Annotated in this window: 8 protein-coding genes and 1 tRNA gene; 7 read left to right on the top strand and 2 right to left on the bottom strand. The window is 69.0% G+C overall.

Going from position 1 to position 16,085, the window contains the following annotated elements:
• Positions 1-23: 23 nt before the first annotated feature.
• Entirely contained in the window at positions 24-1,154 is a 1,131-nt protein-coding gene (locus IPG72_14810) for a site-specific integrase (GenBank protein ID MBK6770249.1), read from the top strand.
• Positions 1,155-1,226: 72 nt separating this feature from the next.
• Here the strand turns inward: IPG72_14810 and IPG72_14805 are convergent.
• Positions 1,227-1,308, bottom strand: a tRNA-Leu gene (locus IPG72_14805).
• Positions 1,309-1,739: 431 nt separating this feature from the next.
• Here IPG72_14805 and IPG72_14800 point away from each other — a divergent pair.
• The 4 genes from IPG72_14800 (at position 1,740) to IPG72_14785 (ending at position 11,306) form a co-directional block, all read left to right on the top strand.
• Positions 1,740-5,777: a right-handed parallel beta-helix repeat-containing protein gene (locus tag IPG72_14800; protein ID MBK6770248.1), complete on the top strand. Its 4,038-nt coding sequence runs from the start codon at positions 1,740-1,742 to the stop codon at positions 5,775-5,777.
• 99 nt (positions 5,778-5,876) lie between these two features.
• Positions 5,877-6,563 carry a hypothetical protein gene (locus tag IPG72_14795; protein ID MBK6770247.1) on the top strand — a complete coding sequence of 229 codons (687 nt, stop codon included), beginning with the start codon at positions 5,877-5,879 and terminating at the stop codon, positions 6,561-6,563.
• Between the two features lie 56 nt (positions 6,564-6,619).
• Positions 6,620-10,138, top strand: a complete 3,519-nt coding sequence (locus tag IPG72_14790) for a DUF11 domain-containing protein (GenBank protein MBK6770246.1) — start codon at positions 6,620-6,622, stop codon at positions 10,136-10,138.
• 136 nt (positions 10,139-10,274) lie between these two features.
• Positions 10,275-11,306, top strand: a complete 1,032-nt coding sequence (locus IPG72_14785; GenBank protein MBK6770245.1) for a hypothetical protein — start codon at positions 10,275-10,277, stop codon at positions 11,304-11,306.
• Between the two features lie 349 nt (positions 11,307-11,655).
• Here the strand turns inward: IPG72_14785 and IPG72_14780 are convergent, their stop codons facing one another.
• On the bottom strand, positions 11,656-13,416 hold the full coding sequence (locus IPG72_14780; GenBank protein ID MBK6770244.1) for a hypothetical protein: 1,761 nt from the start codon (positions 13,414-13,416) through the stop codon (positions 11,656-11,658).
• Between the two features lie 277 nt (positions 13,417-13,693).
• On the opposite strand from IPG72_14780, the gene IPG72_14775 reads away from it, so the two are divergent.
• A complete protein-coding gene (locus IPG72_14775) occupies positions 13,694-15,364 on the top strand; it encodes a PAS domain S-box protein (protein ID MBK6770243.1) in 1,671 nt (556 codons plus the stop codon).
• Positions 15,361-16,065: a response regulator transcription factor gene (locus tag IPG72_14770; protein MBK6770242.1), complete on the top strand. Its 705-nt coding sequence runs from the start codon at positions 15,361-15,363 to the stop codon at positions 16,063-16,065. The genes IPG72_14775 and IPG72_14770 overlap by 4 nt, the downstream gene beginning before the upstream one ends.
• Positions 16,066-16,085: the final 20 nt, after the last annotated feature.

The following is a 16,085-nucleotide window of genomic DNA, read 5'->3' as shown; positions in this document are numbered from 1 at the left end:
GCACGAGAGAAAGGCGCAGCCCTGTGACCCGTCGCGGCAACAACGAAGGAACAATCCGCAAGCGCCCAGACGGACGCTGGGAAGCCCGACTGACTGTCGCTGGCCGCCAGCGCTCGGTATACGGCAAGACCCGCGATGAGGTCGCCCGCAAGATGCGTACTGCTCAGGGCCAGGTCGACCAGGGCATTCCCCTACCCGACGAGCGCCAGACGGTTGAACAGTTCTTGGAGCGGTGGTTGCGGGACAGCGTACAGCCCCGCGTCGCCCCCCGAACCTACACGTCTTACGCCATGCATGTTCGTCAGCACCTGGTGCCGGCGATCGGCAAGATCCCCCTCGCCAAGCTCCAGCCCGGTCACGTTCAGAAGCTCCTGAACGAGAAGCGCAAGAGCGGTCTCTCTCCCGCGTCCATCAACAGGATACGATCAACGCTTCGGGCGGCTCTGAACCAAGCGTGCAAGTGGAGCGAGGTGACGCGCAATGTCGCAACGCTCGTCGACCTGCCGAAGGAAGAACACTCAGAGATCGAACCGCTCACTCCCCAACAGGCTCGCGTGTTCCTTGAGCACATACGTGGGCATTCATGGGAGGCGCTCTTCGTCGTGGCGCTGGCGACTGGCCTGCGACAGGGAGAGCTGCTCGGCCTTACGTGGCAGGACATCGACCTGGATGCCGGACACCTCACTGTTCGCAACGCTCTGCAACGGCTGGACGGCACGCTCCAACTCGTCAGTCCGAAGACGGCCCAGTCAAAGCGGACGATCGTCCTTGCTGAGACAGCTGTCTTGGCGCTGCGGGGTCAACGCGCCCAGCAAAACCGGAATCGTCTCAAGGCCGGCGAGCGGTGGCAGGAAACGCCATACGTCTTCACGACCGGCATCGGGACACCACTTGATGGCCCCGAAGTGACGAGGGGCTTTCAGAAGCTCCTCGTGTCAGCCGGTCTCCCGAGGAAGCGCTTCCACGACTTGCGCCACAGCTGCGCCACCTTCCTCCTGGCCCAGGGCGTCAGCCACCGCGACATCATGGCCATCCTCGGTCACTCGGGCATCACCGTGACCATGAACACTTACGCACACGTCTTGCCCGAGACTCAGCGCGATGCTGCTCGACGGATGGATTCGGTGCTCCGCGGCGAAGACAAGACAAACTAGGGTCAGAATTAGGGTCAAGCGAGTATGGGCTGTGCTACAATCGGGCCATCGGAGGCTTGTATTACTCTGTAGTGGGGCGGGTGGGAGTCGAACCCACATGGGTTTCCCCAACGGAGTTTAAGTCCGCCGCGTATGCCAGTTCCGCCACCGCCCCCCACGACCGACTTCGAACGGCCGCGGCGGGCGGATGATAGCGAGCGACCGCGCGCGCGGCGAACGCGTCGACCTCATGCCGATGCCTGCCGAGCCACGCGATTGTCGTCGCACCTGGCGCAAGCGGTTGCGGGGGAGAGTCACAGCACCCGATTGAGGGGCCGTTGCGGGCCTTGGCAGCCAAACGTAAGCGGCACGTATCTTTCGACCCTTCCCCTCGTTAACTCCTTGCTGACACCCGTGCGTCGCCCGATCATGATTCGAGTCTCCCTAGCAGGTGATCTCTCTTGTGGTTGGTTATGGTATGGTCTCGCTCGGTTGTCAGTAGTTGTCGACGGTTCAGTTGATTACCGGGATGGAATGATGGTTGGCTGAACTCTGAGTTTGCCGTCCACGACTCGCTCCACTTCATCGACTCGCAAGGAGATCCACATGGCTCGGCTTCACTGCCTGTTCACCGACACCCACAAGGCTCTGGCCGCTGCGGCTCTTGGACTGGCCCTGGCCGCCACAGCGGCAAGCACAGTCTTGGCCGCCACGCCCATCTACGTCCGAACGGACGGCCATGACACGGATTGCAACGGCACCGCAGATGCCGACGCCACCGCCATGCCGAACTGCGCGGTCAAGACGATCCAGAAGGGCATCGATCTTGTGGACAGCGGCGGGACGGTGCATGTAGGGGCCGGGACGTACATCGGGGACGTGGACGCGAACAAGCCGGTCACGCTCTTGGGCGCCGGCAGCGGGTCGACGACGATCAAGGGGCCGTTGGCCGCTCCCGCCGGAACGACGCTGACCGTCAACGCGCTGAACGTCGTCATCGACGGCTTCACGATCACGCGGGAAGGGAACGCCCCCGCTACGTGGAACGACCCGGGGATCAACAGCGCCGGGATCGCCATCCAGGGCACAGCTAAGAGCATGGAGGTCCGCAACTGCGTCCTGACCGGCAACCGCACCGGGATCGACATCAACGACAATAGCGGCGCCAACATCCACAACAACGTCATCGACTTCAACCGCACCGGCCTCATCATGCGCAACGTCACCGACAACCTCAACATCCAGGAAAACGAGATCACCGACAACTGGACCGTCGGGATCCTCTTCCTCGACGCGAGCGTCGGCTCCAACGTGCCGCTCCAGACGGCGCTGAACGCCACCATCAAGAACAACGACATCTCCGGCAACTGGTACGGCGGCATCGTCGACCGCCAGACCGGCGGCGCGCTGCCGGCGCCCGGCACGACGAACCTCAAGAACTTCAGCGGCAACTGGCTCGGCACGATCACGCCCGTCGTCACGACGGCCAACAGCGCCGAGCCGGGCTACGCCGCGCAGATCCCGGTGGCGTACGGCGGTTCCGCGACGAACCCCGGCGGCGCGCCGGACGTGGCGGGAACGGCCTCGGCGAACGTGGACTTCACGCCGTGGCTGGCCGTCGGCACCGACACGAGCGGCACGATGGGCTTCCAGGGTGACTTCAGCACGCTGTGGGTGGACGACAACGGCGCGCAGACCGGCGCGACCGGGCGGGTGCAGGAGGGTGTCAACTCGGCCCTCGCCGCCGGGACGGTCCGCATCGCCGCCGGCACGTACGAGGAGCAGGTCGAGATCACCGCGGCGCGCACGCTGCAGGGCGTCGGGACGACGTCGATCATCAAGGCGCCGACGGCGCTGACGTTGTTCTTCTTGACGGGCGCCAACGCGAACCGCCCGGTCCTCTACGCGCACGGCACGAACGACGTCGTCATCAAGGACCTCAAGGTGGACGGCGCCGGCCGGGGCAACGCGAACTATCGGTTCGTCGGCGTCGGCTTCAACAACGCCGGCGGAACGGTGCAGAACACGCACATCGTCGATGTGCGCAACGCGCCGCTCGACGGGACGCAGCACGGCAACGCGTTCTATACCTACAACGATGACGCCACGACGCGCACGATCAACGTGACGGGCAACACGATCAGCGGGTTCCAGAAGAACGGCATCACGGTGAACACGAGCGCCAGCACGGCGGTCGTCGTGAGCATCGCCAACAACACGGTCACGGGCGCCGGCAACACGCCGTCCACCGCCCAGAACGGGATCCAGGTCTGGTCGGACCTCGGCTCAGGCACGATCGAGGACAACACGATCAGCGGCATCGCCTACAGCGGCTCAGGCACCGTTGCCTCGTCGATTCTCAACTACTACACGGAACTCACGATCGACGACAATGTGATCACCGGGGCCCAGACCGGAATCTACAACTACGACGGCGGCGCGAACCTGACGGACAACGACATCACCGTCGTGGAGGTGGGCGACTACAGCTGGGGCATCATCGCCAGCGACCCGCCCCACGCCGTGCCGCAGCCCGTCGACGGCGCGTACCTCGGCGGTGGCGGTGGCGGCGCGATTGCCGCGGCCGGTGCAGCGGGCGATGGCCTGCAGTCGGCGCTGTCGGCGCTCGCGCCGCAGGCCCTGCTCACCGTCGCGGTGACGGGCAACACGATCGCCTTCGTCGGCGCGGACAACACCTCGACGTATGGGATCGAGGCGGATGCCGGCTACGGCCCCGACGACATGGCGGTGAACATCGACAACAACATCATCAACGGCTTCGATGTTGGGGTCGTGTGGTGGAAGTGTGAGAGCACGTGCGGGGCCGGCGTGTTCACGGCCATGTCGGCCAGCGGCAACTGTTTCACGGACAACGACGAGGGCATGACCTCGAACGTCACCTCACCGACGGTCAACGCCGAGAACAACTGGTGGGGCGACGCCAGCGGTCCGTACAACGCCACCTCCAACCCGAGCGGCACCGGTGACTCGGCAAGCGCCAACATCGACTTCACGCCGTGGACGAGCGCCGGCTGCTCCCAGCCCGACACGTATCGCAACGAACGCACGGGCGAGTACGGCACGCTTGCCGCCCTGCTCGCCTCGGCGCAATATGGCGATACGATCGTGGTTGTCGGTGGCGAGCCCCTGACCGGCGGCATCGTCATCACGACGCCAGGCATTACGCTCGACCTTGAGGGCCGGACGGGTGGCCCGGGATCGCCGTTCTTGACGGTGGCGGCGGCGGACGTCACGCTGACGAACGCGGTGCTGGACGGCGGCGGAAGCGGGGACCCGGCGGTCCTGGTGACGACGGGCGGCGATAACTTCACGCTGAGCGACAGCGAGGTGAAGAACTGGGCGGACGGCGTCGAGGTAGCGGTGAGCGTGACGTCGTTCAAGATGTTCGGCAACTGGATCCACAGCAACACCGGCGCCGGGCTGCAGGTGAACAGCGGCGTCGCGTTCGGCGGGGTCGTGACGATCGAGGGCAACCTGTTCAAGGTCAACGGCGGCAACGGGATCCAGAACGACGGCACGACGAGCCCGCTGGCGGCGGAGCGCAACAGCTGGGGCGATGTGGCCGGGCCGACCGGCCCGAGCGGCGACGGGGCGAGCGCCGGGGTGGACTACACCCCGCACACGTTCGCCGAGCTGCACCTGGACATGGACCCGGTGGCGGTCGGCGACCAGACGAGCGTAAACATCAGCGAGGGCGCGGCTTTCGTCGCGGACCTAAAGGTCGACGCGCAGAAGCTGAACTCGATCCAGTTCGAGGTAACCTATGACACGGCGTACCTGACGCTCAGCAGCACGACGTTCATCGCGCCGTGGCTGGGCCAATGCACGAACAACGGGTCGGGGCCGGGCATCGTGAAGTACTTCTGCACCCTGTTCATCAGCGAATGGGACGGCGGGACGCTGGCGAAGCTGAACTTCACGGCCGCCAACCCGCCGCCTGGCCCGGGCCCGTGGCCGACGAACCTGGACATCGCGCACCTCGAGGCGGACTCGGCGGCGTCGGCGCTGGGCGGGGCGAAGATCTTCCTGAACAACGCCGGCTACAACGCGCCCTCGGTCGCCAGCCGGGACATCACGGACACGAACGACGGCACGGTGAACATCATCGGCAAGGCGAACTACAACGGGTTCATCGACCTCCAGGGGCGGACGAACGACAGTGGCGGTAAGCTGCGGGTGTTCGACATCGCCACGAAGTCGGGCTCGGTGGAGTACGCGCAGGGCACGAGCGCGGCGTCGGGCAGCTACGCGACGGCGCACAACGTGGGCTACGAGCTGCTAGTGGGGACGACATACCACCTGCTGGCCGATCGCAACCTGTTCGTGGCGACAACGGCGGAGGTGTCGACGACGTACAGCCACAGCAAGCTGATGAGCGTGCGACCGTTCACGACGCTGGTCACGCTGGTGCTGCGCGGCGGGGATGCGTACAACGACAACACGATCGACATCAGCGACGCTTCGTGCATCGGCGCGTTCTACGGGACGATGACGTCGGCGTGCGGTGGCGGATCGCCGGTCGGGTCGAGCCCCGACGTGAACGAGGACGGAATCGTGAACATCCTCGACCTGTCGCTCATGGGCGGGAACTACGGCATCACGTCGAGCACTTGGGCGCCGTAGGTGCTGCGGTTTGCGTTGCTACGGAAGGGCCCGGCGCTAGAGCGCCGGGCCCTTCCGCGCGACTGGTGGACGCCCGTCGGCCGCGCGGTGATCACGCTGGTGCTCGTTGCCATCGCTCCCGGCTCGGCGTCGCTACCCTCCGTCGGCGCCGCCGCCGCTCGTCCTGTGCAGTCCGCCCCGACGATCGGCCCGGAGACTGAAGCGCCGCAGGTTGAGGTCGGTGCTACGGTGCGCGTCGACGTCGTCGTGCACGACGTGGTGGACCTGAATGCGGCGGACGTGCGCGTGGCGTTCGATCCGACGCTGCTCGCGGTCGTCGACGCGGACCCGGGCACGGACGGGATCCAGGTCGAACTCCTGGACGGCTTCCTGAAGCCCGACTTCGTCCTGGCCAACTCGGCGGACAACGAGACCGGAGTCGTCCGGCACGCGGCGACGCAGCTCAACCCGTCGCCGCCGGCCACCGGGAGCGGGGCGCTCGCGCGGATCACACTGCGTGCGCTCAGATCCGGCACGAGCAGCCTTTCGATCCAAACGCAGAAACTTGTCCACCCGAGCGGCGATCCCATCGCGATGGAGGTGCGCTCGATCGTCCTGATCATCGGCGTGGGCGGTCCAACGCGCACGCCGCCACCGACGGCGACAGAGACGCCGCCGCCCACGCCCTCGCCGCCCGGAACGCCGCCCCCCACCGCAACGGTAACGGCCGAAGCCACCTTTGATGCTACGCCAGGCCCCGAAAGACACGCGATCTATTGCCCATTCTCGTACAAGTACCGCAAGTGACATCCGCCCGCGTGGCTCGAAGCGTTCGCCGGCCCGGCCAGGCGTCGGGCGCTGCGATGGCGCGCGGTCTCCTGGCCGCCGCCGCGATCGTCGCCGTGGCGGGTGCGCCGCGCCCAGCGCTCTGGCGCACGGGCGCGGCGCCGGCGCAGGGCGCGGCGCGGATCGTCCTCGACCCGCAGAACGGCTCGATCGTCCACCCCGGCTCACTGACGGTCGACGTGCGCGTCGAGGACGTCACGGACCTCAATGCGTTCGATGTCGGGCTCACGTTCGACCCGGCCATCGTCACGGTCGTCGATGCCGTTCCGGGCCCCGGTGTCCAGATGACGGCCGGGTCGTTCCTGTGCGGCAGCCAGCTCGTCCTCTACAACACGGCGGACAACGCGCTCGGTACGCTGTCATTCGTCGCCACGCAGCTCGCGTGTTCGCCCGTGAGCGGGAGCGGCGTGCTGTTCACGATCGAGTTCGCGTCTGTCGGTGCCGGCGTCTCGGCGCTGACGTTCGAGACGGACGACGTACGGCTCTCCGACATCGACGGTGTCGAGATCCCGTCCACCGTCGAAGACGGCTCGATCACCGTCGAGAACCCTACCGCCACGGCCACCTCCACCGCGACTTGGACAGCCACACCGACGAACACCTCCACCCCCACGCCGACCGCTACGGCCACGGCGACAACAACGCCATCTAGCACCCCTACCCGGACGAGCACGCCGACATCGACCGCAACGCCGACGGCGACCGCGACGTCAACATCGACCGCAACGCCGACGGCGACCGCAACGCCCTCGAACACCGCGACCCGAACGCCGACCCCCACGCCGACGTCGACCGCGACGGCCACGCCTACGCCCTCAGCGGACCTGGCGCTGACCAAGACGGACGCGCCGGACCCGGTGACGGCTGGCAACAACCTCACCTTCGTCCTGACGTCGACGAACAACGGTCCCAGCTCGGCGAACAACGTCGTCATCGCCGATCCGCTGCCGACGGCCGTCACGTTCGTGTCGGCGGCGCCGAGCGCGGGCGGGTCGTGCGTGACGCCGGTCGTGGGCGGCACCGGCACCGTGACGTGCACCTGGGCCGGCACGACCGTGACGGGTGCCGCAAACGCGCGCACCGTCACGATCATCGTCAGCGTGCCGATCACGACGCCATGCTCGCCAGCGCTCTGCCCGGGCAGCCCCGGCGCACCGATCTCGAACACCGCCTCGACGACGTCCGCCACGACGGATCCGAGCTTGGGCAACAACTCGGCCACGTCCTCGACGAACGTGCGCGCCGGCGCGGACGTGCAGATCGCCGACGCGACCGTCGATCCGAGCGAAGAGGACTGCGTCGGCGTCGGTGACTTCCTCATCGTGACGCAGAGCTTCAGCAACACCGGCCCGCTGGCGTTCACGCCGCAGCGGGACAACGGCGGACCGGAGTGGGAGGCGATCCTGCCGGGCAGCGTCGTCGGCCTCGACTGCCGCGTGCTCGACGGCGGCGGGACGTGCACATCCACGAGCACGCAGATGACGTGGGACGGCACGATCGCCGTCGGCGCGAGCGTGACGGTCCAGTTCTCTCTGCGCATCAAGGGCGCGATCCCGACCGGGACGATCATCCCGATCGTCGGCACGGTGCACTACGACGGCTTCAACATCGGCGTGAACACGTTCAGCCGCTCGAGCGGTGCGGTCGAGGTGCTGATGGACTGCCCGTCCGTCATCGACCCGAACACGCAGCTGAGCAACCAGGTCCACCTGCCGATCCTGAACTTCCTCGGCCAGGACGACGTGTGCGAGAGCTGGATCGAGGTCCAGAACCTGGGCTGCCAGATCGCCAAGGCGGCGCTGGTGACCTGGGGCGAGCCGGGCTTCTGCCCGCCGCAGGCGGCGGGGCCGTTGAAGGTGGAGTGCACGGGCCTCTTGAAGCCGGGCAGCAGCTGGAACCTGTACGGCGCCCAGGTGCCGACGGGCTCGAAGTCCGGCATCCTGTTCAAGCTCTCGGCGCGGCAGCTGTCCGAGGACGGGATCGACGTGATCCCGGAGGACGACATCACGGGCGACTACGTCTGCGAGGTCCTGTTCTTCAACGTCGTGGGCGACGCGGACGATTATCGCCGCTTCAAGAAGGCGTACGACGAGGGGCTGATCTTCGACGGGATCGACATGTCGCGCGCGGCACCGCAGGACGGGGCGCTGGCGGTGGACGTGCACCGGACGTGCCCGGGCGACGTGACGCCGGGTGTGGACGTGACGAGCAAGTACAACGGGATCGCGGGCACGCACCTTGGCGTGTACGACGCCGTGTACGGCGGGTACGGGTTCTACGTGCCGCTGGTGTACGCCAGCAAGGCCGGCTACAACTCGATGATCTACATCCAGAACGGCGGGCTGATGTGCTCGTCGATCGAGATCTGGTTCCAGCAGCAGGAGGACTGCCTGCGGGCGGTGATCTGCGACATCGCGACGCTGGCGCCGGGCGAGACGTACCAGCTGGACGCGAACGACTGCGTGGGCCCGGACTTCCAGGGCAGCGCGTGGATCCGCTCGACGCAGCGGATGGGCATCGTCGTGGACATCATCGGGCACGACCTGCTGATGACGTACGCGGGCGAGCCGGCGGAGATCAACTACACGTTCGACCCGCGCAAGGCCGTGTACACGGGCGGCAACCAGGTGGGCTTCGCGCCGCTGGTGTACAGCGAGTACCAGGGCTGGGACAGCGCGATCCAGGTGCAGAACCTGAGCCCGGTGGTGGCGGCCAAGGTGAAGGTGTACTTCCTGGACCGCGGCGGGGACATCATCACGACGCTCATCGACTGGGTCTGCCCGCGCGGGAGCCAGACGTTCTTCCTGCCGCTGGTGGCGGCGCTGCCGGGGAACTGGGTGGGATCGGCGCGGGTGGAGAGCCAGGAGTGGATCTCGCCGGGGAACCCGAACGTGCTGGCGCCGAACGTGGTGGCAGTGGCGACGCTGATCGAGTACTCGGACGCGGCGCGGACGGCGGCCACCCAAGGCATCGCGTACAACCTGCTGCCGGAGCACAAGATCTTCGACTGGCAGATCGGCGAGCGTTCGGGCGGGAACTTCGAGGCGGGCGTGGGCCTGATCGCGATCCCGAGCCTGCTGAAGGACCTTGGCAGCTCGCAGATGACCAGTGAGATCGCGATCGCGAACGTGGTGCCGAAGCCGGGCTTCACGGACTTGGTGATCTACGTGTACGACCAGAACGGCTTGATCGACTACATCTGCCAGAAGCTGAACGAGAAGCAGGTGGAGTACATCGACCTGCAGACGTGGGGCTGGATCAACAACGGGTTCAAGGGCAGCGCGGTGATCAGCGCGTGGTTCTGGGAGCACGACGTGTTCGACGGGACGGGCTTCTTCCTGCGCAACCTCGTGGGCCTCGGGGCGATGGCGATCGAGCGGCGCGGCGCGCGGCTGGGCGAGGACGTGCCGGGCGACGAGGCGGCGGGCGAGCGCGGGATTCCGTTCGAGAGCACGTACGACGAGGACGGGAACCCGCTGTTCGAGTACTGCTTCATGGGCCCGCTGCCGCTGTGCCCGGGGTTCAGGCAACGATGATCGTCCGCGCGCTGGTCGGTGTGTGATGAGCCGGGGTGTTGCGCGGCAGCGACAGCAGGACCATCGCCGGCGCCGGGTGATTCGGGCGTGGCGCTGGGCGATGTGGATCATCGTGTGCAGCTGCATGTGGGTTCCAGTGCCGGCTTCCGCCCAGTCGCGGGCCGCGATCGCCGTCGGGGACGCCAGGATCGGTGCAGGTCAGACGGGCGCCGTCGTCGTGCACGTCCGCGATGTGCGCGATCTGTACGGGGCCGACGTGCAGCTGTCGTTTGACCCGAAGGTCCTGCAAGCCGAGGACGCCAACCCGGCCAAGCCGGGTGTGCAGGTTCAACTCGGGCGCCTGCTGTCCGCCGACCTCGTCGTCCGCAACCTCGCCGACAACGCCGCAGGCACGGTTCATGTCGCCTTCACCCAGCTGAGCCCCGCAGCTCCGGCGAGCGGTTCGGGCGATCTGTTCAGCGTCACCTTCCGGGCGCTCGTCAGCAGCGGCACGACGGACGTCGGCGTCTCGGCGTCGATGTTGTCGAGCCGCGACGGGATCGAGATCCCTGCAGGAACATCGGCCGGCCGCGTCACGCTCGTCTCCGCCGCGCAAGCTCCTTCCACTCCGACGCCCGTCCCGATGCGCGAGCCGACACTGGTCCTCCCGCCGACAGCGATCGGGCCGACGCCCCGTTCGTCCAATGAAACGTCCGCCCGTGCGACGCAACCCCGCGCATCCGAACGGCCCGCCGCCGCGACAGTGCCGTCCACCGGTGCGGGCGCCAAGTCGTCGAGCGGCCCGACAGCAGGCGCCGGCGTGGTCGGCGGCGCGGCCGGTGCGCCGGCGGTCGATGCCCCGCCCTTCACCGACAGGATCGAGCCGACGCGCGGTGTGCTGCCGGGCGGTGCTGCCGACGCCCTGCCGGCGGCGTCGACGCCGTACGGGTCGATGCCGTCGGATGGCGTCGAGGACAATGCGTCGCCGGACGATGGGGCCACGCCCGAGCGCGCCATCAGTGCGCCACGCGCATCGCCGGATGCGCCTGATGCGTCGGTTGCGGATCGCCGTGCCGCGGAATCGCCGGCCGAGGCCACGCGCCCAGCGCAACGCCCACCCTGGCCCTGGCTGGCGCTGGCCGCAGTGCTCACGTTCGCCGCTGTTGTCGCAATGACCCGCCGATCGTGACCCCGCGCCATTCGTTCCCAGGCAACCCGGTGCGAGCGAGGCCGGACAGCCGCATTGCTCGTGTGACGGCCCGTGCCAGCCGCCGGGTCCTGCCATCATTCGTCGCCATCCTGGCCACCGTCGTCGCCCTCGATCACCTGCGCGGCATCCGATCGAGCGGGCCGACGGTTACCCAGGACGGGACCGTCGTCAGCATCGCGCCACCGTCGGCCATTGCGCTCGTTGGCCAGACGGCGCTCGTCACAATCCACGTGGCCGACGTGGCGATGCTGAACGCGGCCGACGTTCGGCTTTCGTTCGACCCGGTCGTGGTCGAGGTCGTGGACGTCAACGGGTCGGTGCCGGGTATTCAGATGGAGCCTCTGGACGATCTGATCTCACCGGACCTCGTGCTGTTCAACACGGCGGACAACACCGTCGGCACGACGATGTACGCCGTGACGCAGCTCAACCCGTCGCCGCCCGTGACCGGCACGGGCGGCCTTGCCCGCATCACGTTCCGCGGCAAGATCGTGGGCAGCAGCCCGATCCAGATCACGTACCAGCGGCTGGCGCGACCCGACGGCACGCCCATCGAAGCCACGGTCCTCGCCGGTGAGATCGTCGTCATCGCTCCCACCCCCTCCGCCACGCCGACCGGAACGGCGACTCCCACCGCCACGCGCACGTCGACATCGACCGCGACGCCAACATCCACATCCACGTCGACCCGCACATCGACGTCCACATCGAGCTCGACGCCGACGTCCACGGCAACGCGCACGCCGACGGTGACGTCCACCCCCACGTCGACTTCCACCTCCACCGCCACATCGACCTCAACGCCAACGGCGACGTCCACCTCGACGGCAACGCCCACCGCAACGCCCACCGCAACGCCTACTCCGACAACCACCGCGACCGCGACAGCGACCGGAACCGCAACGCCCACCGCGACGCGTACGTCGACGGCAACACCGACCACGACGTTGACTGCTTCGCCCACCGCGACGGCCACCGCCACGCCCACCGCCACGTCCACTGGAACGGCGACCTCAACCGCTACGCGCACGCCGACTGTGTCAACCACGACGACGTCGACGTCGACCGCGACGGCAACCGCCACGCGCACGACAACCGCGACGTCCACTGCAACAACCACGACCACGTCGACCGGAACGGCCACGCCAACCGCCACGCGTACGTCGACGACAACGCCCACCATGACGTCGACTGCGACGCCCACCACGACGCGCACGCCGACTGCGTCATCCACGCCGACGGCGACTTCGACCGCGACGCCAACCGCGACGCCCCCCCCCCCCCCCCCCCGCACGACGACCGCGACGCCCACCGCAACAACCACGACCACGTCGACCGGAACGGCGACGCCAACCGTCACACGAACGACGACGGCGACACCCACCCCGACCGCGACGGGCAGCGCCGCCGCGTCCGCGACGTCGACGCCATCCGCCACGCCATCCGCGACTGCGACCGCCACGCGCACAGCCACGCCAACGCCGACACGGACAGCCACGCCGACGCCGACACCGACCGCGGCCTTCACGTCGACGCCCACGACCACCCAAACCGGGACGCCCGTCCAAACCGCCACGCCAACCAGCACCGCGACATCCACCCCGGCCGACCCGGCCACGCCCACGGCGACTGCGACGACACCAACCGCCACGGTCACCGCGATGCCGACCGTGACGGTCCCCGCATCGGACACGCCGATCTCGACGATGACCGCCGCCGCCAGCGGCACACCCCTGTTCACGAGCACGCCGTCGCCAGGGCCGTCGGCCCCGGCAACCGGAACGGCCACCGCCGAGGCGACGGCCGCGCCCACGCCAACGGCAAGCACGGCCACGCCGGCGCCGACGTCAACCTCGACCGCGCCGGGTGCAGGCACATCGACACCGAGTGCGACGATGCCCGCCGGCGGAACGGCCACCCAGGCGCCGTCGGCAACCGCCGTGCCCTCGGCCGCGCCGACACCCGAGGTCACCAGCGTGCCAACCGCCGACCCGACGGCCGCCGGGACGCCCTCGGCCACGCTGACATCGTCGTCTACCGCCGGCACGCCCGTGGCCACGGCCCGCACGCCCGCGGCCACGTCCGGCACACCCGGGCCGGATCCGACGCCCACCCCACCGGCCCCGACCGCTCTGCCGCCGACCGAGGTCCCCGCGAAATCGAGCGCAACCGTGTACCTGCCCTTCCTGGCCAGCTTCGGAACCGAGCGCCACGTCGACTGAAGCAGCGCAACTAGGGTCATCGGTGGTCCGAAGTGCAGCGCCCGCCATCGCCCGCACGTCGTCGAGCCCTTGCCGTTGTCCGCATGACGGACCCGGCCCGCACCGACCGCCGATCCCCAACCGCTATACTGTCGCCCACCACCCGTGATCACCTCCACCTCGCGCGAAGCGCTTCCCGCGTCCCCCGCGCCGCCAACGCCCCCGCCCGCCGCGCCCACCCCGGCGCCGGCGTCGGCCGCGCCGTCCGCCGTGGCGACCGCCGCCCAGCGGCGCGCGCTCGTCGTCGTGCGGCGGCTGCGGTGGGCGCTGCCGTTGGCGATCCTGGCGTTCGTGGCGGCGCACCAGATCTGGGAGGAGCGCGCGTTGGCCGGGGCCGGCGCTTCGGTGCGGATGGCGTCCGCGCTGGTCGTCTACGGGCTGGCCGGGCCGCTCGTCACGTTCTGGACGCTGGACTGGATCGCGCGCGCCCTCGCCCGCCAAGCCGAAACAGAGGCGCGCGTTCGGCTCGGCGAGCGGCACCTTGCCTCGATCACGAGCGGTTCGGCGGACGCGATCCTGAGCCTCGATCTTGGCGGCATCGTCCGCAGCTGGAACCGCGGGGCGGCCGAGATGCTCGGCTTCACGGCCGATGAGATCGTCGGTCAGCCGGTCGTCCGCATCGTGCCCGAGCGGCTGCAGCCGGGCGGCGGGCTCGGGCGCGTCCGCGACCGGCTCGAGCAGGCCGGGTTCGTGCGCGGCGTGCAGGCGCGGTGCCGCCACAAGGACGGCCACACCGTGCCGGTGGACATGACGCAGACGCGGCTGTGGGATGACGCCGGCCGGCCGGCCGGCACGTCGCTCGTGCTGCGCGACATGACGACGCGGATCGCGGCCGAGCGGGCGATCCTCGAGTTGAACCGCGTCCTCGAGGCGCGCGTGAAGGACCGCACCGAGCAGCTCGCAGCGGCGACCGGTGAGCTGGCGGCCAAGAACATCGCCCTGCAGGAGGCGAACGCCGACCTGTCGCGGCTCGACCAGCTGAAGGACGATTTCGTCGCGCTCGTCAGCCACGAGCTGCGTGCGCCGCTGACGAACATCAACGCCTCGGTCGAGTTGATGGAGGCGGGCGCGATCGACGATCGGGTGCGGGCCAAGCTGGCGATCGTCGGGCACGAGGCGTCGCGGTTGACGCGGCTCGTGAAGGGCGTGCTGGACGTCAGCCGGATCCAGGCCGGTCGTTTCACGCTGCACGTCGCCCCGACCGGCGCCGACGATCTCGTCGCTGCCGCCCTCCGCCGGCTGCCGGCCGCGGACCGGGTGCGCGTCCGCGTCGCCATCGCCCCCGACGTGCCGCCGCTGCTGGCCGACCCGGACCGCGCCGCCGAGGCGCTGGGCAACGTGATCGAGAACGCGGCCAAGTACTCCGCGCCGGGGTCGGCGATCGAGGTCGACGTGCGCGGGATCGACGTCGCCGGGGGCGGGGCGAGCATCGCGTTCGCCGTCACCGACCGCGGCGCCGGCATCCCGCCAGGCGAGCAGGCGCGGATCTTCGACCGCTTCCACCGCGTCGAGCGCGATGACGCGCGCGAGACGTACGGCCACGGCCTCGGGCTGCACATCGCGCGCGCTGTGGCCGAAGCGCACGGCGGCGGGATCGACGTGACGAGCCGGCCGGGCGAGGGGTCGACGTTCGTGCTGCGGCTGCCGGCAGCCGCCGGGAACGCGGATCGAGACATCGCTTGGGGCGATGACGGGCGCGACGACGGGCGCGCATACGCATGCGATGAACGGCGGCACGGGGCGGGCGACGCGGCCGTTGGCGGAGCCGGCGGATGAGCAACGTCCCGACCGTTCTCCTGATCGATGACGATGCGAACCTGAGGCGGCTGCTGGCGGAGTCGTTCGAGGGCGCCGGCTACCGCGTCCTGACGGCTCCAAACGGCCTCGACGGGCTGCGCGAGCTGTACGGCGGACGGCCGGACATCGTGGTGCTGGACGTGATGATGCCCAAGATGGACGGCTGGGAGACGCTCAAGCGGATCCGCGAGATGTCGGACGTGCCGGTCATCGTCCTGACGGCGCGGGACGACGAGCCCGAGCGGCTGCGCGGCTTCGACCTGGGCGCCGACGACTACGTGACGAAGCCGTTCAGCCTGGCCGAGATGAACGCCCGACTGCGCGCCGTCCTCGCCCGCGCCGCCCGCGCCCGCGCGCTCGCCGGCGACGCGTTGCCGCCGGTGGCGGTGGGCGACCTCGTCATCGACTTCGCCGGCCGCTCCGTCCTGCGCCGCGGCGAATCCGTGCCGCTGACGCCCACCGAGTACCGCCTGCTCGCCATCCTGGCCGAGCACGCCGGCCGGACGCTGTCCCACAACCAGCTCCTCACCGCAGTCTGGGGTCCGGAGTACGCCGACGAGCCGAGCTACGTGAAGCGCTACGTCTGGTACCTGCGGCAGAAGATCGAGGACGATCCGGCGGCGCCGCGGTACGTGGAGACGGTGCGGGGGTTTGGGTATCGGCTGGCGAAGGAGGGATAAGGATTTCGAGGAACGGCGGA

Origin of the sequence: Candidatus Avedoeria danica (assembly GCA_016703025.1) — a bacterium.
GTDB classification, from domain to species: Bacteria; Chloroflexota; Anaerolineae; order Epilineales; family Epilineaceae; genus Avedoeria; species Avedoeria danica.
This window is presented reverse-complemented; position numbering and strand designations above follow the sequence as displayed.